The sequence below is a fragment of the Vibrio sp. RW genome (assembly GCF_027587105.1).
Taxonomy (GTDB): domain Bacteria; phylum Pseudomonadota; class Gammaproteobacteria; order Enterobacterales; family Vibrionaceae; genus Vibrio; species Vibrio toranzoniae.
Map to the genome: position 1 here is coordinate 1 of NZ_JAPPTM010000013.1, position 18,318 is coordinate 18,318.

The window sequence follows — 18,318 nt, forward strand, 5'->3', positions numbered from 1 at the left end:
TTTAAAAAGCCAATACGCCTTTGGTATCGACTTTTACGTTGACCGGCATACCCACTTCAAGTGCTTCTGATGAAGTTGCTAATAACTTCTGACCATGCGCTTCGATGACATAACGACAGTGATCGCCCATAAATTGCTGTTCTAGCACCGAAATAGCACTATCTTGCTCGTAACTTGCTTGTATATGCTGAGGTCTTAGCAGAAGCTCACACGCACTGCCGAATTCGATCTCCGTTTGCGGTTTGGCTTCAACCATACCCAAACTGGTCTCAAATTCATGCTCTGAAATACGCTGTGCATTAAGGTAGCTACCACCGCCCAAAAAGTCTGCAACGAACTTACTCGAAGGATGGAAATATAACTCAGATGCCGAACCATACTGTTCAATCACACCATGGTTCATTACTGCCATCTTATCTGCAAATGCGAACGCTTCTTCACGGCTGTGAGTTACGAAGATTGCTGTGACACCCTGCTTCTTAAAAATCTTACGAATCTGAGAAATCAACTCATGACGCACTTGAGTATCAATGTTCGAGAAAGGTTCATCCAACAACAATAGATCTGGCTTATAAGCCAAAGAGCGCGCAATCGCAACACGCTGCTGTTGACCACCTGAAAGTTGGTGTGGATATCGGTCACCGAATTCATCTAAATGAACCAACTCCAACATCTCTTGGACCTTCTCTTTCTTTTGATGCTCAGAGAGACCTTTCAAGCCAAAACCGACATTCTGGTTAACCGTCAAGTGCGGGAACAAGGCGTAATCTTGGAAAATCATACCAATGTTTCGTTGTTCTGGTGGTAACCAACTCTCACCATCATCGATGGTTTGACAGTTTAAGCTCATTACGCCGCTACTCAATGGAAGTAAACCCGCGATCGCCTTAAGCAAGGTGGTTTTTCCGCAGCCACTGGCACCAAGCAGACAAACAATTTCACCATGCTCCACTTCTAAAGAAAGCGCTTCCAAAATGGTTTGCGACTCATACTTACACGTCAGCTCTTTAATTGATAATGCACAACTCATTAGTGTTTCTGCTCCAAGGAACGGTTTACGATGATCAGAGGAATTAAACCCACCAACACCAATAATACAGCAGGCATCGCCGCTAACTCTAGGTGTTCGTCTGAGGCATAGTTATAAACATAAGTCGCCAATGTTTCGAAATTGAAAGGACGTAACAACAATGCCGCATTTAGTTCTTTCATTGATTCGATAAACACCAATAAACCTGCGATCAACGCGCCGCGTTTAATCAAAGGTAAATGAACACGACGTAACATCTGGTTGGTATTACAACCCATGGTTTTAGAAGCCATATCCAATGAAGGAGATACTTTACTCAAGCTGCTTTCGATACTGCCAATGGCAACCGCCGAAAAACGCACCACCATGGCAAAGATAAGCGCGAACATGGAACCTGAGAAAATAAGTCCTGGTCGCCCCCACTCCATCACTTTTGCGATGTCATTGACCAAGTGATCCATAAACAACACAGGTACCATCACGCCAATCGCTAACACGGTGCCTGGAACGGCATAACCCATTGAAGCAAGTCTCATGTAAGCCTGGTTTTTCTTATTTGGGCTAACACGCTGATTAAAATTCACAATCATCGCAATGATAACGCCAATAATAGCCGCAACTACAGACACATAAAGGCTATTAACGGCGTACTCTCTGAATTCAGGCGTCCAACTTTGTGCAAAATATTTGTAGGCATAGATCATTAACTGGCCAAGAGGGAACAAGAATGCAACGCACACTAATCCCCAACACCAGAACAGTGCCAACCACTTTCTCCAACCGGAAAGATCGTAGCGAAAGTCTTCACGACTGCTGAATTGATTCTGGAACAGTTTCTGTTTACGACGGCTATATCGCTCGGTACTCAATAAGAGAATGACGATCACCAACATGATTGCCGATATTTTTGCAGCGGCTGTTAGGCTCGAATAGCCCAACCAAGTATCGTAAACCGCAGTCGTTAGTGTGTTAACAGCAAAGTAACTTACAGTACCGAAGTCACCGATGGTTTCCATCGCAACAAGAGACAACCCTACCGCCATTGATGGTCGAACAAGCGGTAATGAAATACGGCGAAAACTCTCCCAAGGCGAGCATTTAAGCAACCGAGCCGACTGCAATAGAGATACATTTTGTTCCATGAATGCTGCACGGCACAACAAATAAATATAAGGATAAAGGACGAGAGATAGAACAATAATAGCGCCCGACAAGGTTCTGATATCTGGAAACCAATACTCTCCGGGTACCCATCCAGTCAAATCCCGTAATAGGATCTGAATAGGCCCGGCGAAATCGAACCAGTCGGTAAAGATATAGCCGATAATATAGCCAGGCATTGCTAATGGTAGTACGAGTGCCCATTGCAAAACACGCTCACCCGGAACACGGCACATTGCCATAACCCAAGCCGACGGAATACCAAAAACTAAAGACAGGAACATGGTTCCTATGACTAAAACCACCGTATTATAGGCATAGGTGGGCATCACTGTAGATATCAGATGAGAAAACAGCTCATCAGTTTCTCCTACAGCAGTCGTAAAAATCGCTAAGACAGGTAAAACCAGCAATACAGCAATGATGACGCTGCTGGTGTTCCATAAATAATTCTTCTCTTTCATCGCCTAACTACAACGAGGCTTAATGAAACACAAATGCATTTGCAAATACATCTCATATCCTTTTAATGGTGGGGGTATTTATACCCATATACTGTAATGACTTCAAGGTGAGATGCTCATAACTCAGAGGATTAACGGCGAGCTTTGTATCAAAAAGTGACTTTCAAAAAACAAACAACCCCAAGTGGCCAAAAAGTGGCGACTTGGGGTTGTGATTTTTTGCGGGCAAAAGCCTACAAGAATAAGTTATAGATCGAACTTAACTTCGTCTAATAGCTTGATTGCAGCCGCGTGGTGGTCAGCAATTTGGTCTAGAGAAATAGTATCCGCTTTGAATTCACCCCATGAAGCAACAAGTTCAGAAGGCTTCACATCGACTTTAACTGGGTATTCATAGTTTACTTCTGCATACATTCCTTGTGCTGTGTTACCAGAAAGGAATTCCATCAGCTTAACGGCATTCTCTTTATTTGGAGAGAATTTAGCCATTGCCATACCAGAGATATTTACGTGAGTACCTGTTGTTTCTTGGTTAGGGAAGTTGATATAAACCGCATCAGCCCAAGCTTTTTGTTCTTTATCGTTAATCATCTTACCTAGGTAGTAGCTGTTACCAAGAGCAACGTCACACAGGCCTTCTTTGATTGCTTTAACTTGCGCACGGTCGTTGCCTTGAGGCTTACGAGCTAGGTTTGCTTTTACGCCTTCTAGCCATTCTTTCGTTTCAGCTTCACCTTTATGAGCGATCATTGAAGATACTAGAGAAACATTGTATGGATGCTTGCCGCTACGTGTACAGATTTTACCTTTAAATTCAGGCTTAGTTAAATCTTCATAAGTGAACTCTTCACCTAGGCGACCAACACGGTCACGCGAAGAATAAACGCTACGTGTACGAGTTGTTAGAGCAAACCACTCGTTAGCAGTATCTTGGTATTGAGCGGGAATGTTCTTTTCCAGTACATCACTTTCAACAGATTGAACCAGATCTTGTTTAGTAAGTTCAGATAGACGACTGATATCGACAGTTAATACAACGTCAGCTGGGCTGTATTCACCCTCTTGAGCTAACTTCTCTGCTAAACCTTTTTTAGCAAACTTAACGTTTACTTTAATGCCAGTCTCTTTCGTGAATTCCTTGAACATTGGCTCAACTAGGAAAGGTTGACGGTAAGAGTACACATTTACTTCTTCCGCAGCCATTGCTGTCGGAGCAATTACACTACACGCTAGAGCTGAAAGTGTTAGCAGTTTCTTCATTGTAAAGTCCTTTATATCGAAATGATAATGTCTATCAGTTGCGTTATTATATTCATCAATAACATAATTACAATGACGACCGACAAAAAAACACTCCGTTCAGCATCTTAAAACTCGCACTTTTGTAACAATATATTACAACCATTCTCATCACAATTTCTAGTTAAACACTTAGCCTCGCTTGATATATCACAGCCTGAGCCAGGCGACTATAAATAGTAAAGCCCTACAACCATGAGTTGAAGGGCTTTACTTTACAGCTTAACTTTTCAGATCAGGCGGTTACTGCTGCTCTTACTTTACTGATACAAACTCTGGGTAAGCGCCTACACCACAATCGTGCATGTCCATACCTTCAAGTTCTTCATCTTCAGTGACGCGAATGCCGATTGTTGCTTTAAGCACAGCCCATACCGCTAGGCTCGCACCGAATACCCAAGCAAAGATGACTGCAGCACCCAGTAGTTGAGCACCAAATGTTGCATCAGCGTTGCTTAGTGGCACAGCCATTAGGCCGAAGAAACCACACACACCGTGTACAGAGATAGCACCTACAGGATCATCAATCTTAGCTTTATCTAGAGCAATGATACTGAATACCACTAATGCACCAGATACTGAACCAATAGCGACCGCAAATAATGGAGAAGGAGATAGTGGATCTGCCGTAATAGCAACTAAACCAGCTAATGCACCGTTCAGTACCATTGTTAGGTCTGCTTTACCCCAAGTTGTCTTACATACTAGTAGTGCTGCAATGGCACCCGCTGCTGCTGCCGCATTTGTATTCAGAAAGATTTGACCAACTGCTGTCGCATTCTCAAAATCTGAAACCATAAGTTGAGAACCACCGTTAAAACCAAACCAACCGAACCAAAGAATGAAGGTACCTAATGTTGCTAGTGGCATATTTGAACCAGGAATTGGATAGATTGCACCATTTTTCCCGTATTTACCTTTACGAGCACCTAATAGTAAAACACCAGCTAACGCTGCTGAAGCACCAGCCATGTGTACAATACCTGAACCAGCGAAGTCACTGAAACCCGCTTCAGATAGGAAACCACCGCCCCAAGTCCAGTAACCTTCCATCGGGTAGATAAACGCTGTTAGTACAACAGAGAAGATTAGGAATGACCAAAGCTTCATACGCTCAGCAACCGCACCTGAAACGACAGACATTGCTGTTGCGACGAATACGACTTGGAAGAAGAAATCAGACTCTAGAGAGTGATCTGCACCTTCACCCTGCGTACCAATTAAAGCACCAAACGAAGGTAACCAGCCGCCTTCGCCATTGTTTACATACATGATGTTGTAGCCAACCACTAAGAAAGTCGTACAAGCAATGGCGTACAAACAGATATTCTTAGTTAAAATTTCTGTGGTGTTCTTTGAACGAACTAAGCCAGCTTCTAACATCGCGAAGCCTGCTGCCATCCACATTACCAACGCACCCGAAATGAGGAAGAAAAAAGTGTCTAGTGCGTAACGTAGTTCCGTTACTGTTGTTGTAAGTTCCATATTAAAGTCTCCAGTCCTTGTAATTCTTTAAAGTGCTTCAGCATCCATTTCACCAGTACGAATTCGTACGGCTTGGCTTAGGTCATACACAAAGATTTTGCCATCACCTATTTTCCCGGTGTGTGCCGCTTGGCTAATCGCTTCAACAACTCGGTCAACATTCTCTGCTTGGGTTGCAATCTCTATCTTTACCTTCGGTAGAAAATCAACTTGGTATTCCGCACCACGATACAATTCAGTGTGTCCCTTCTGACGACCGAAACCTTTCACTTCAGAAACCGTCATACCTTCAATGCCCACATCAGAGAGCGCTTCACGTACATCGTCTAATTTGAATGGCTTAACAATGGCATTTATTATTTTCATATTCGTTCCTTAAATTCTTCAGTAATCCGTTCATTCTCTTATTACAATCCAAGTAGCGTGCCAAAAAATTAAACTATTGATATTAAAGGGGATAACATAAACAAGGCCGTAATAACAAAAAAGGCTGCACCAATGCGGTGCAGCCTTTTCACTATCTTAATGCGTAACGCTATTGTTGCTCCAGTTTTGGGCAACGGGAACCTTAAAAGCCCGAAACAGCTAGTAACCCAAGAAATCCATCCAACGATCAATGAGTAGCTCGAAATCATCGATTCCACAGCTTGCCTGGCTTTCACAGTTATAGAAATCAAACTCACTGCCTTCTTCCATCTCTTGCTCGTGGCCGAGTACGTTTTCTTGAATCGTGACTTCATCTTCATTGATCGCTAGGCTGATCTCTTTACCGAGTAGCGTCGCCTCATTACTCAGATCCTGTCGGGAGCGATCAATAAGCGCCATCACATGATCTAATTTCTGCTTATCTTTACCGATCTCTTCTTGAAGCCAACGGCCAACAATCTCATGGCCCATGCTGCATTTCACATAGTATTCACCCATTAGAGTGTTTCTAACAAATTCGAATTCCATAAGACTCCAAAGCGCTAATAAAAATAAGGCTCAATAAATAGGTAGTAAAAAATGAGGCGAGAGTATATAGCTAAGTCATCAAGAGATCGAGTCGCTCGTCGTCCTAGATTCAGACATAAAAAAACGCCTACCGAAGTAGACGCTCTATCATTTGGGTTCCTCTAAATAGTTGGAGTTGCAGCTAGGCGACAAGTAAGTTCATCCCTATGAGCATAGAAGCTCTATGTGATTAGAGTGAACGTACGCAGTCAACAACGCTGCAGCTACAAATATAACGAGGAACTAAGCTGGCTCTTGGAAGATAACTGTATCCGCTTTTTCCGTGTACTGACCCATTTTATGGAAATTCAGGTAACGGTATGTGTCAGCAGCCGTTGCATTAACCTTCTCTGCATACTCTAAGTACTCTTCTTTGGTCGGGATGCGGCCAAGAATCGCGCCAACAGCTGAAAGCTCAGCAGACGCTAGGTAGACGTTCGCACCATTACCCAAACGGTTCGGGAAGTTACGAGTAGACGTAGACATTACCGTCGACTTGTCTGCGACACGAGCTTGGTTACCCATACATAGAGAACAACCCGGAGTTTCAATACGAACCCCAGCACGGCCAAAGATGCCGTAGTAACCCTCTTCTGTCAGCTGGTCTTTATCCATCTTCGTTGGCGGAGCCACCCATAGACGAGTATTTAGTGAGCCGTTAAACTCTTCAAGCATCTTACCTGCTGCACGGAAGTGACCGATGTTTGTCATACAAGAACCGATGAACACTTCTTGAATCTCAGTACCTTGAACGTCAGAAAGAAGACGAGCATCATCTGGATCGTTTGGTGCACATAGGATTGGTTGGTCGATGTCAGCAAGATCAATTTCAATAACATGAGCGTACTGCGCATCTGAATCAGCAGACAACAACTCAGGGTTTGCTAGCCACTCTTCCATTGCCGTAATACGACGCTCAATAGTACGCACGTCACCGTAGCCTTCAGCGATCATCCACTTAAGCATCACGATGTTCGAGTTCAAGTACTCAGAGATAGACTCTTCAGAAAGCTTAACCGTACAACCTGCAGCTGAACGCTCAGCAGATGCATCAGACAGTTCGAATGCCTGCTCAACAGATAGGTGTTCAACGCCTTCAATTTCTAGTACACGACCAGAGAATTCGTTGATCTTACCTGCTTTCTCTACGGTCAGTAGACCCTGCTTGATGCCGTATAGAGGAATTGCGTGTACTAGGTCACGTAGCGTGATACCTGGCTGCATTTCACCTTTAAAACGAACCAAGATAGATTCAGGCATATCAAGCGGCATAACACCGGTTGCCGCCGCGAATGCGACTAGACCAGAACCCGCAGGGAACGAAATACCTAGTGGGAAACGAGTATGCGAGTCACCACCGGTACCAACAGTATCAGGAAGCAACATGCGGTTTAGCCATGAGTGGATAACACCATCACCCGGACGTAGTGAAACACCCGCACGGTTCATGATGAAATCAGGTAGCGTATGGTGAGTGTTTACATCAACAGGTTTCGGGTATGCCGACGTGTGACAGAAAGACTGCATAACCAAATCAGCAGAGAAGCCAAGACATGCAAGATCTTTAAGCTCATCACGCGTCATAGGGCCCGTCGTATCTTGAGAACCTACGGTTGTCATCTTAGGCTCACAGTACTGACCAGCGCGAACGCCTTCAACACCACATGCTTTACCTACCATCTTCTGAGCAAGCGTGTAGCCTTTATCAGAAGCAGAAGGATCAATTGGTTTAGCAAACAAATCGGTTTCAGCTAAGCCAAGAGAATCACGAGCTCGACCTGTAAGGCCACGACCGATGATCAGTGGAATACGACCACCAGCACGAACTTCATCTAGAAGCACTTTGCTGAGTTCGAAGTTTGAAATCACAGAACCGTTTTTGTGAACAACACCTTCGTACGGGTAGATATCAATGATATCGCCCATATTCATGTCTTGTACGTTCAGTTCAATAGGTAGTGCGCCTGAATCTTCCATTGTGTTGTAGAAGATTGGAGCAATTTTACCACCTAGACAAACACCACCAGTGCGCTTGTTTGGTACAAATGGGATATCTTCACCCATGAACCAGAGCACTGAGTTTGTCGCTGATTTACGCGAAGAACCGGTACCCACAACATCACCAACGTAAGCCAGTGGAATGCCATCTTTTTGTAGTTCTTCAATTTGAGTAATTGGACCAACGTTACCCTGATCGTCAGGAGTAATACCTTCACGCTCCATCTTCAGCATCGCCTTTGCGTGTACTGGTATATCAGGACGTGACCATGCATCTGGCGCTGGAGATAGGTCATCGGTGTTCGTTTCACCAGTGACTTTAAATACTTTTACTGTGATTTTTTCTGCTACTTTATCTTTCGCTGTAAACCATTCAGCATCAGCCCAAGATTGAAGTACTTGTTGTGCAGCAGCATTGCCAGCTTTTGCTTTCTCTTCTACGTCGTAGAACGCATCAAACATCAGTAGAGTATGAGACAGTGCTTTAACAGCGATTGGAGCTAGCTCAGCATCATCAAGTAGAGATACTAGAGACTCGATGTTGTAACCGCCTTGCATAGTGCCAAGCAGCTCAGCCGCTTTTTCTTTACTTACTAGTGGAGAAGCTACTTCACCTTTTGTGATAGCCGTAAGGAAACCAGCTTTTACATAAGCAGCTTCATCAACGCCTGGTGGAATGCGGTTTTCTAGTAGATCAAGAATGATTTCTTCTTCACCTTGAGGTGGATTCTTCAGAAGTTCAACTAGGCCAGCTACCTGCTCAGCATCTAGTGGTTTTGGAACAACTCCTTCGGCAGCACGCTCTGCGACGTGTTTACGGTAGGCTTCAAGCACGACTTTTTCCTCTCATTGCGGTTCACTTCTTACCTTCATAATTATTAGTAAAATAAAGAAGTGGACATCCTTGGAAACTTGGCTCTCCATTGCCATTTTTGTCATTCAATTTGTATTGATGAGCGGCGTCATAGAGGCCAAACTGTGGGCGGTAGAATAGCAAATTTAACGTTAAATTAAAATCTTATCATTTTGACCAACATAGCAAGTTAAGACGAAAGTCTTACTATTTTTACCTATTTACGCAGTTAAACACTTCTCCCACTCATGTTTATTTGTAAGACGTGCCAATAATTAAGTAGACCGAGTCGTAGTTATCTTCGGTTCGTCCATAAGCCAGAATAATGGGCCCTATTGGGGAGTCTACTCCAGCAAAAACTGAACCAGCCGTGAACATTGGCGCTTCATCAATGCTCAGCTCATTGTTAGACCATACTCCACCATGTTCTATCGATGCACCTATATAGAATGGAGACTCAAACAAACCAAAGTCGTTTTCAAACCACTTGTATCGATAAGTTAAGCTGCTATACGCTAAGTTCTGGCCTATTAGGCTGTTTCTTGGAATACCGGATAAATTCAGGAATCCACCAAGCTCTTTCGGATCAATGGGAAAAACAGAATTTTTGCTTTCGACCATACCAAAATCCAGCTTTGCGACTAAAGTATGCTTCTCAATACTTTGTGCAGCCATGAAATTTGCTGAAAACTCATAAACAGTATCACTATTCGATGTTAAATCAGAATCCCCAAGCGAACTGTCATTTTCAAAGTCATCATGAGAGACAAGGTACTCTAAATCGACAAAGTAACCCTTGGTCGGCAAGCTGAAGTTATCCAAAGTATCCAGTCGGTAACCCATAAATCCACCAAGACGCTTGAAGCCACCGCTGCCCAGTGAAGGTAACGAAGATACCTCAACATCCCCATAAGTATAACGAAGACCAAATTTCAGTTCTTGCCACAAGGTAGGTTGATAGCCTAATGCCAGTTCACCGATATATTCACTATACGTCATTGGGAGATAATCTTTCGTTACGTCCAGTGTCGGTTCTTCAATATCATCAATATCTGCCGGTAGATTTCGGTTCTCTTTGCTATAAACAACCGATGCTGAAGTGAACAATTTTTGACTCGAAAAGAATGGCGAGAAAAGCTCGGCTTCAATTCTCTTATCAGTCCCCATCTCGACGTTGGTTCTCAACTCAGCACCATGTTGATTAATATCGGTAAAGTTGGCAGAGATACCAATCGAGTATTGGCTTTCTGTAGAGAAGTCATCTTCAAGAAAGAATCGAAAATTGAGGTAGTTTGGGCCCCAAGACTTTTCATTAACATCCACTTGTAGCTGCTCTTCGCCATCAACAGTCTCAAATTCATAAGTGACCAACTCAAACCTATCTAATGCATAGAGATCTTGTACTTTAGATTCAATTTCACTGGTTTTCAGAACCTCACCAGAATCGAGGTTTAAACGGTTTCCAATCAGCTTATCTGAGTAATGGGTGTTGTTATTGATAACCACTTTGTCGACCACAGTTTTGTCACCGTGTTTAAGCTGTCTACGAGCCTTCTGTTTATCATCAATATAGTGTTGGTAGTCCGCATAGGAGAGCGACAACTTGGAAAGCTGATCGGTATACTGCTTAGCTTCCTCGTATCCGGCATGGTAAGCCGTCGGCATTTTATCGAACTCTGTGGTTTCCATTTGTCCAACATCGGGCCGCAAGAACACATCGTCCTCCGTTAACGTAGCGGCTTGATCTTGAGTACTACGGCGAACAAGGTAATTAGAGAGTTGATCGGCGGCCGCTAGAAAATTGGTGTAGTCTTCCATACCTTTATAGTTAGTACTAATATCAACGGCGATAACGATGTCAGCGCCCATCGCTCTTGCAACGTCAACAGGCATATTATTGGTCACGCCGCCATCAACGAGCATTCGCCCCTCGACTTCATAAGGCGGAAGCGCTCCGGGCACCGACATACTTGCCATCATGGCATCAACAAGATAACCATGCTCGATGACCACTTCTTCAAGAGCGATAATGTCCGTTGCGACTGAACGATAAGGGATAGCAAGGTGATCAAAAGAGTCTATCGGGGCTAAGTTACCCGTAGTCTCACGTAGAATACGCAGCATATTCTGCCCTTGTACCACACCTTTACTCGCTTTGACTTCTCCCCAACCTAATCCTAGGTCGGTGTTTAGCTGATAGCGGTCTTCATATTCTTTATCACGTACTCGGCGATCACTACGGTTAACACGATCTCGGTAACCACGATTCCAATCTACCGTATAAATAAAACTTTCAATCTCATCGGCACTCATTCCTGTCGCATACAATCCACCAACGTAAGAGCCCATGCTGGTACCGGTAATATAATCCACCGGAATTCGCATCTCTTCTAAGGCTTTAAGTACCCCAATATGAGCTGCACCTTTGGCTCCTCCACCAGCAAGCACAACAGCAATCGTTGGCCTTTTACTCACTTGTTCAGTCTGCTGAGACTCATCAACCTTCACCGCTGTATATGCAAACAGCTGAAAACTGATCACAGTACTGACAATGCCTAAACCACTCACTAGCCAACGAGAAATCATTCTTTAAACTATCCTTGTCATTGTTTTCTGCTGCGACTTTACCACTGAAAAAGCTTTTTTAGCCACTGTTTTGGCTGACTTTCACAACCCTTCTTAATACTGCCACTCTCATCCCAAACGGGTAACTTAACTGCACCGTCACAGTTAAACTCTAAAGCATCGTCAGAAGTCCGAGTGAAGCGTGCCGTAGAGATTCCAGTAGGCCAAGGCAGTAATAATTGTTCTGGCGTTCTCTGTTTTAGGTAATCAGCATAAACACGCAATGCACCACTAGAACCCGTTAGCTTGGTCGGTTTATTGTCATCGCGCCCTAGCCATATCGTCGTTACCTCACGGCCATCAACCCCAACAAACCAACTGTCTCGGCTGTCGTTACTGGTACCCGTTTTACCGGCTAAACCAGCCCATGAAAACTGACCTTGTAGGAAACGCCCCGTACCTTCCGACACACCACGTTTCATCGCATAAGTCGTTAGCCAAGCCGCTTGCTGATCAACACTTTGCGATACGCGAGGAATCGATTGATATAAAACCTCACCGTCATTATCAACCACTGAACGAAGTGCCGATAACGGCGCGATACGCCCAGAGTTGGTGATCGTCTGGTACATTTGTGCGACCTGAAACGGTGTCAGCGAGAACGCACCTAAGAACATCGATGGCACTGGGCGTATCTCATTTTTATCGACACCCAGCTTTCCAATCGTATCTGAGACACTATCAATGCCTAGCTGCATCCCCAATCGAACCGTTGGCACGTTATAAGACTTCGAAAGTGCCACATACAAAGGCACTTCACCGCGGAACTTACGATCGAAGTTTCTCGGGCTCCAGACGCTGCCTTTACTGCCTTTCAGGCTGAGTGGTGTGTCCATCAAAGTCGTCGCAAGCGTGTACTTTTGTGGCTGTTCCAATGCTGTCAGATAAATTGCAGGCTTCACCAGTGAACCAATAGGGCGGCTCGCATTCAGAGCACGGTTGAAGCCATCGTAGCCAGTACGCTTCCCCCCTACCATCGCACGGATTTCACCGGTACTCCTATCGACAGCAATCGCCGCGGCTTCAAGCTGGTTACCTCCGGTTTTGGATAACTCAGGCACCTTACGTGCTATGGATTTTTCTAATTGGTCTTGAGAAACCGGGTCCAGAGAGGTAAAAACTCGTATCCCTTTCTTGGCTTCAAATCGCTCACCCACATATTTTTTCAGTTCAATATTGACCTGTTGAAAATACGCAGGCTGACGGCTCGCAATACGCGGGTTGTCTTGAATATCCAGATCGCGACTCGCGGCTTCTTCATACTGTTTCGGTGTCAGTATGTCTTGTTGCATTAGCAAACGAAGTACCAAATCACGACGAGCTTTGACACGCTCAGGGTAACGAACGGGGTTATAATACGATGGTCCTTTCACCATTCCGACAAGCAACGCTAATTGGTCAATACGAAGCTCTTGAATAGGTTGTCCGAAATACAAGCGCGAAGCCAAACCGAAGCCATGGATGGCTTGACCGCCATTTTGACCTAAGTAAACCTCGTTCAAGTAAGCCTCTAAGATTCGATCTTTGCTATAACGATGATCCAAGATCAGAGCAATGTAAGCTTCACGAACCTTACGCCACAATGTGCGCTCACTAGATAGGAACAGGTTCTTCGCTAACTGTTGAGTCAGCGTACTGCCACCTTGTACCGTGCGCCCCGCTTTAACGTTAACCACCATCGCACGAGCTATCGCTAATGGGGACACTCCATCGTGTTGATAGAAGTTTCGGTCTTCGGTTACCAATAGTGCATCAACCATTACTTCAGGGAACTGATTACGTTTTAAGAACAAACGCTGCTCATCGTTACTTTTTTCAAGCATGCCAAGCATTTTCGGCTCTACACGCAGGTAACCCATGTCGCCTTTCCTCTCTAGCGACTGGATTCGAGTTAATTCGTTGCCATTGAAGTGCAGCATCACATGACGATCGGCTTCTGGCCCATCGACAAACTCAAACGGACGACGAATCATCTCTATCTTGGTTGAAGAGGAAGAGTACTCGCCCGGATGACGAGGAGAGTTCACCTTACGGTAATTCAGTACATCCAGTTCATTCTTTACCTGGACTAAATTCACCGCTGTACCTGGAGACAGATCCAACACACGTGCATAAACCACGGTTGGCAAATCAAACAGTTGGCCTTCAAATCGCTGTTTGACTACAGAGTCTAGGTAGATACCAACAAACAACAATAGCGCAGCCAAGGCTAAACCCGCTTTCCAAGCAATCCCCCACAAGATTTTCAACCAACCTCGGTTGCCCGATTTTTTGGCTCTTGGCTTGGTCTTCTTCGCGGCAGCTCTCGGTTTTCGAGGTTTGGCTTTGGTCGCAGGTGACTTCTTTGCTGGCGCTTTTTTAGGAGGTGCCTTTTTGGGCGTTAACATTTTGGTCATCATCGGTTCAACTGTCGTTTGGTTTTAGTGGTTGCTACATGGTTAGCAGGATCATCAGGCCAAGGATGTTTTGGGTAACGGCCTTTCATCTCTTTTTGTACTTCTTTGTACGCGCCAGCCCAAAAGCCAGCTAAATCTTGAGTGATTTGCAGTGGTCGCTGCGCTGGAGAAAGTAACTCAAGCACGACTTTTTTACGACCTTGCGCTATCAAGGGTGAGTCTTGTTCACCAAAGACTTCTTGCATTCGCACCGAGATCACAGGCTCCGATTGATATTGGTATCGAATCGCTTTTTTACTGCCTGTAGGCATCACGTAATGCGTCGGTAGCCATTGGTCGATTTCTTGATTCAACGGCCAACCAAGGTACGCCGACAGTGCCTGTTCAATCGACACATTCGACAACCCTTTTGCTGACTTAATGCCATTCAAATACGGCGACAACCAGATATCTAGATGTTCAATTAAGCTAGCATTATCCATCGCAGGCCAATCATGTTCTGGCATCCAAAGCTGAGCGCAGCGTACGCGTTCAACTAGCTGCTTCGCGGCGGGCGTCCAATGTAAACGATCAAGACCACACCGAGCGATATAATTCAGTAGCGCTTGGCTTGCCTGATTCGCACTCGGCTCAGGTAAGGCTTTGGTGCTGATAATCAGTTTACCCAAAGACACTCGCTGCTCAGCAACCAAGCGGCCACGCTTCTCATCCCAATCCGCATAATCTGAACAGACGAAGAGTTTGGGAAACGCTTCTTCTAACTGCGCAATATCGACAGCGGTTGCCAAGAAAACCTGACTGGCTCGTCCTGTGCTGCGCATCAAATCAATCACCACGATGTAATCGTTGTTCGCCAATGGATCATCATCACGAACCTCAGCGCCATGACCATTCGCAAGAAGGAAAGCACTGCCAGTCGCGCTTCTCGCCTGAGCTATTCGGTCAGGAAATGCAAAACAAAGCACTAATGGTAACAATGATTCGTCAAGTTGTGACAAATCTACGTGATGATTGAGTTTACTGGCGAGACTTTTCGCTCGCTGCATCACTACGTTGTTTTTCGAGTGCTTTCTTTGCTTAAGTCGGTGCAACGAATGTTGAATATCGGTGACGTTGCGTTCAGGCTCTTCAAGTAAAGCAGCGGCGACAATCGCGGCATTCAGCAATGCTTGGCTGCCCTGTTGCGCTTTTATCAGCATGCTGGCGATACGAGGCTCAAGACCTAAACGCTGAGCTTGTTTACCTAGCGCCGTAAATTGGCCACTACTGACTAATAACTCAAGGCTTTGCAGCAGTTGCTTGGCTTGCTCAATTGAAGCGCGTGGCGGAATGTCTAGCCATTGCAACTCGTCTGCACTTGCAGCGCCCCATTGCGTCAACTCAGCCACCAGCGAAGAGAGATCCGAATGTAGAATTTCAGGCTCCGGTACAGCGGGTTGCTGCATTAACTGCGTTTCGCTGTACAAGCGAACACACAGACCTTCTTCAATTCGTCCTGCACGGCCTGCTCGCTGTTCAGCGGAAGACTGGGAGATTTTCACTTGCTCAAGCTTGGTGATGCCGGTTTTCAAATCAAACTTGGCGACTCGCTCAAGACCAGAATCCACCACTAACCGAATGCCCTCAATGGTCAGAGAGGTTTCCGCTATATTGGTGGCCAACACCACTTTTCGACGCCCTTTCTCAGACGGTGCGATCGCTTTCTGTTGTTGAGGAAAGCTGAGTTGACCGTACAAAGGACACACATCGATATCATTAGAGAGTTTTTCTAGTTGAGACTCCACCTGCTTAATCGCAGACACCCCAGGTAAGAATGCCAACAACGAACCGGATTCCTTCTCCATCAAAAAGCGAATCACGCTAGCCATTTTAGGGGCTAAGTACTCATTGCTATTAAGAGGCTGATAGCGGAACTCAACCGGAAAAGTACGACCTTGGGATTCAACGTATTTGGCATTGGGCAATAAAGACTGCAAAGCTTGTTGGTCTAATGTCGCCGACATCACCACCACTTTTAGATCGTCACGCAACGCCTCTTGGATCTCTAAACTAAAAGCGAGAGCAGTATCCGCATGAATGCTGCGCTCGTGGAACTCATCGAAGATCACCATATCGACCCCGCTCAATTCAGGGTCGGTTTGGATCATTCTTGTCATGATCCCTTCGGTAACGATCTCCAAACGAGTTGCACTGCTAGTTTTAGATTCACCACGAACTCTAAAACCTATGCTCTCCCCTACCTTCTCTCCTAGTTGGCTCGCCAAGTAAGTGGCAATATTCCTAGCCGCCAAACGCCTAGGTTCAAGCATGATAATTTTGCCTTGAACAGCATTGGTCTTAACCAGTTGCAAAGGGAAAAATGTTGACTTACCTGCACCGGGAGCGGCCTTTAGAATAAGTTGAGTGTGTGTTTCTACGCCTGCGAGCAGATCTGGCATCACAGCTTCTATGGGCAGTTGTGGCAATGGGAGAACCTTGTGGTGTAATGTTGGCAGCATTGTACATAAAAACCGACCTCTCTAAATAAGTAATATGCACTTCAATCCGCCATTAGAGTCAGCGACTCTTATTAAACGCTATAAACGTTTTCTTACTGACATCAAACTTCCAGACGGCAGCGAGCGTACGATTCATTGTGCTAACACTGGAGCGATGACGGGATGCGCGACACCTGGCAACACGGTGTGGTACTCAACATCAGATAACGCCAAAAGAAAGTACCCAAACAGCTGGGAGATCTCAGAAACAGACAAAGGTCACCGTATTTGTGTAAATACTGCTCGGGCAAACCAGCTAGCAGTGGAAGCAATTGAAAATGGGACTATAGTTGAACTCTTAGGCTACAACGCGTTACGAACTGAAGTGAAATATGGCAGTGAGAATAGTCGAATCGACATTCTGCTTGAAGATAACGAAAAGCCGCCTTGTTATATCGAAGTCAAAAGCGTCACTTTGCTCGACGAGCAATTAACGTCAACTAAGCAAGAATCATCAACCAAAGGACAAGGTTTTTTCCCTGATGCTGTGACAACCAGAGGCCAAAAACATCTGCGTGAACTCACAGAAATGGTCGAATCTGGAAATAGAGCCATACTTTTATTCACTGTTTTACATTCAGGTATTGAAAAAGTATCCGCGGCACACCATATAGACGCCAAATATTCGTTATTACTAAAACAAGCACAAGACGCTGGAGTTGAAGTGCTTTGCTACAAAGCAGAGCTCAGCAGTACTCAAATACAACTAAAACAAGCTGTTGAATTTATCAATAGTTAAACAAAGATGCAGAACTAATCACATTGATTGCAAGTTTGAATAAGAGTATTTGCCACCATTCGTTCTTTCTGCTATAGATACCCGCCTTAAAATTAGCTGCTTTGCAGTTGACTAGGTGTAAATAGGAGATGCTGTATGCCAGAATCTAAGAAAAAAGCGCTAGGCATCCTAGCCATCGCAGGTGTTGAACCGTACCAAGAAAAGCCCGGTGAAGAGTACATGTCACCTGAGCAAACGGAACATTTTACAAAAATTTTAGCAGCTTGGCGCAACCAGCTCAGGGAAGAAGTTGATCGTACTGTGCACCATATGCAGGATGAAGCGGCGAATTTCCCAGACCCAGTTGACCGCGCTTCTCAAGAAGAAGAATTCAGCCTAGAGTTACGTAACCGTGACCGTGAGCGTCGTCTTATCAAGAAAATTGAAAAGACACTAGACAAGATCGAAGAAGATGATTTCGGCTTCTGTGATTCTTGCGGGATCGAGATTGGCATCCGCCGTCTTGAAGCTCGTCCAACCGCTGACCTTTGTATTGACTGTAAAACGCTTGCAGAGATCAAAGAGAAACAGATGCAAGGTTAATTCTTGCGGATGTAAAGAAAGGGAGCTTTGGCTCCCTTTTTTGTTGGCCATCTCCGTTAAAAATTTCATACACTTGATAGCAAATAACAACTTTAAAGCTGAGTTCTATGCATTAAACCGCTCATTCAGTGTCTTAACACGCTAGCCAAACGCATT

Annotated in this window: 12 protein-coding genes; 2 read left to right on the forward strand and 10 right to left on the reverse strand. The window is 45.0% G+C overall.

What is annotated here, in order from left to right; translation table 11 throughout:
* Nucleotide 1: 1 nt before the first annotated feature.
* The 10 genes from OCT63_RS12840 to hrpB form a co-directional block, all read right to left on the reverse strand.
* Nucleotides 2-1,030: an ABC transporter ATP-binding protein gene (locus OCT63_RS12840; RefSeq protein ID WP_161672982.1), complete on the reverse strand. Its 1,029-nt coding sequence runs from the start codon at nt 1,028-1,030 to the stop codon at nt 2-4.
* Nucleotides 1,030-2,655, reverse strand: coding sequence for an ABC transporter permease (locus OCT63_RS12845; protein ID WP_161678952.1), 1,626 nt, complete (start codon nt 2,653-2,655; stop codon nt 1,030-1,032). Before OCT63_RS12845 ends, OCT63_RS12840 begins: the two co-directional genes overlap by 1 nt.
* Before the next feature lie 246 nt (nt 2,656-2,901).
* Nucleotides 2,902-3,915 (reverse strand): Fe(3+) ABC transporter substrate-binding protein, encoded by a 1,014-nt coding sequence (locus tag OCT63_RS12850; RefSeq protein ID WP_060468566.1) that lies wholly within the window; start codon nt 3,913-3,915, stop codon nt 2,902-2,904.
* Nucleotides 3,916-4,209: 294 nt separating this feature from the next.
* Complete coding sequence (locus tag OCT63_RS12855; protein ID WP_017056637.1) at nt 4,210-5,439, reverse strand: ammonium transporter; 1,230 nt, start codon at nt 5,437-5,439, stop codon at nt 4,210-4,212.
* Nucleotides 5,440-5,466: 27 nt separating this feature from the next.
* Nucleotides 5,467-5,805, reverse strand: a complete 339-nt coding sequence (gene glnK, locus OCT63_RS12860) for a P-II family nitrogen regulator (protein WP_017056636.1) — start codon at nt 5,803-5,805, stop codon at nt 5,467-5,469.
* Nucleotides 5,806-6,024: 219 nt separating this feature from the next.
* Nucleotides 6,025-6,393 carry a YacL family protein gene (locus tag OCT63_RS12865; protein ID WP_269983853.1) on the reverse strand — a complete coding sequence of 123 codons (369 nt, stop codon included), beginning with the start codon at nt 6,391-6,393 and terminating at the stop codon, nt 6,025-6,027.
* Between the two features lie 282 nt (nt 6,394-6,675).
* Nucleotides 6,676-9,264: a bifunctional aconitate hydratase 2/2-methylisocitrate dehydratase gene (gene acnB, locus OCT63_RS12870; RefSeq protein WP_161752762.1), complete on the reverse strand. Its 2,589-nt coding sequence runs from the start codon at nt 9,262-9,264 to the stop codon at nt 6,676-6,678.
* Between the two features lie 271 nt (nt 9,265-9,535).
* Nucleotides 9,536-11,869, reverse strand: coding sequence for a patatin-like phospholipase family protein (locus OCT63_RS12875; protein WP_269983854.1), 2,334 nt, complete (start codon nt 11,867-11,869; stop codon nt 9,536-9,538).
* Nucleotides 11,870-11,907: 38 nt separating this feature from the next.
* Nucleotides 11,908-14,307 (reverse strand): penicillin-binding protein 1B, encoded by a 2,400-nt coding sequence (gene mrcB, locus OCT63_RS12880; protein WP_269983855.1) that lies wholly within the window; start codon nt 14,305-14,307, stop codon nt 11,908-11,910.
* The gene (gene hrpB / locus OCT63_RS12885; RefSeq protein WP_269983868.1) at nt 14,304-16,742 is read right to left on the reverse strand and encodes an ATP-dependent helicase HrpB; all 2,439 of its coding nucleotides are present in this window, start codon (nt 16,740-16,742) and stop codon (nt 14,304-14,306) included. Before hrpB ends, mrcB begins: the two co-directional genes overlap by 4 nt.
* Nucleotides 16,743-16,836: 94 nt before the next feature.
* Here hrpB and sfsA point away from each other — a divergent pair, with 94 nt between their 5' ends.
* Together sfsA and dksA are read left to right on the forward strand one after the other, a co-directional pair.
* Nucleotides 16,837-17,580 carry a DNA/RNA nuclease SfsA gene (gene sfsA, locus OCT63_RS12890; RefSeq protein WP_269983856.1) on the forward strand — a complete coding sequence of 248 codons (744 nt, stop codon included), beginning with the start codon at nt 16,837-16,839 and terminating at the stop codon, nt 17,578-17,580.
* Nucleotides 17,581-17,715: 135 nt separating this feature from the next.
* Nucleotides 17,716-18,162: an RNA polymerase-binding protein DksA gene (gene dksA / locus OCT63_RS12895; protein WP_004738189.1), complete on the forward strand. Its 447-nt coding sequence runs from the start codon at nt 17,716-17,718 to the stop codon at nt 18,160-18,162.
* Nucleotides 18,163-18,318: the final 156 nt, after the last annotated feature.

Coding starts and splice junctions, on each gene's coding strand:
- OCT63_RS12840 (WP_161672982.1), bottom strand. CDS start 1,030: ATGAGTTGTGCATTATCAATTAAAGAGCTGACGTGTAAGTATGAGTCG.
- OCT63_RS12845 (WP_161678952.1), bottom strand. CDS start 2,655: ATGAAAGAGAAGAATTATTTATGGAACACCAGCAGCGTCATCATTGCT.
- OCT63_RS12850 (WP_060468566.1), bottom strand. CDS start 3,915: ATGAAGAAACTGCTAACACTTTCAGCTCTAGCGTGTAGTGTAATTGCT.
- OCT63_RS12855 (WP_017056637.1), bottom strand. CDS start 5,439: ATGGAACTTACAACAACAGTAACGGAACTACGTTACGCACTAGACACT.
- glnK (WP_017056636.1), bottom strand. CDS start 5,805: ATGAAAATAATAAATGCCATTGTTAAGCCATTCAAATTAGACGATGTA.
- OCT63_RS12865 (WP_269983853.1), bottom strand. CDS start 6,393: ATGGAATTCGAATTTGTTAGAAACACTCTAATGGGTGAATACTATGTG.
- OCT63_RS12875 (WP_269983854.1), bottom strand. CDS start 11,869: ATGATTTCTCGTTGGCTAGTGAGTGGTTTAGGCATTGTCAGTACTGTG.
- mrcB (WP_269983855.1), bottom strand. CDS start 14,307: ATGATGACCAAAATGTTAACGCCCAAAAAGGCACCTCCTAAAAAAGCG.
- hrpB (WP_269983868.1), bottom strand. CDS start 16,742: ATGCCAGATCTGCTCGCAGGCGTAGAAACACACACTCAACTTATTCTA.
- sfsA (WP_269983856.1), top strand. CDS start 16,837: ATGCACTTCAATCCGCCATTAGAGTCAGCGACTCTTATTAAACGCTAT.
- dksA (WP_004738189.1), top strand. CDS start 17,716: ATGCCAGAATCTAAGAAAAAAGCGCTAGGCATCCTAGCCATCGCAGGT.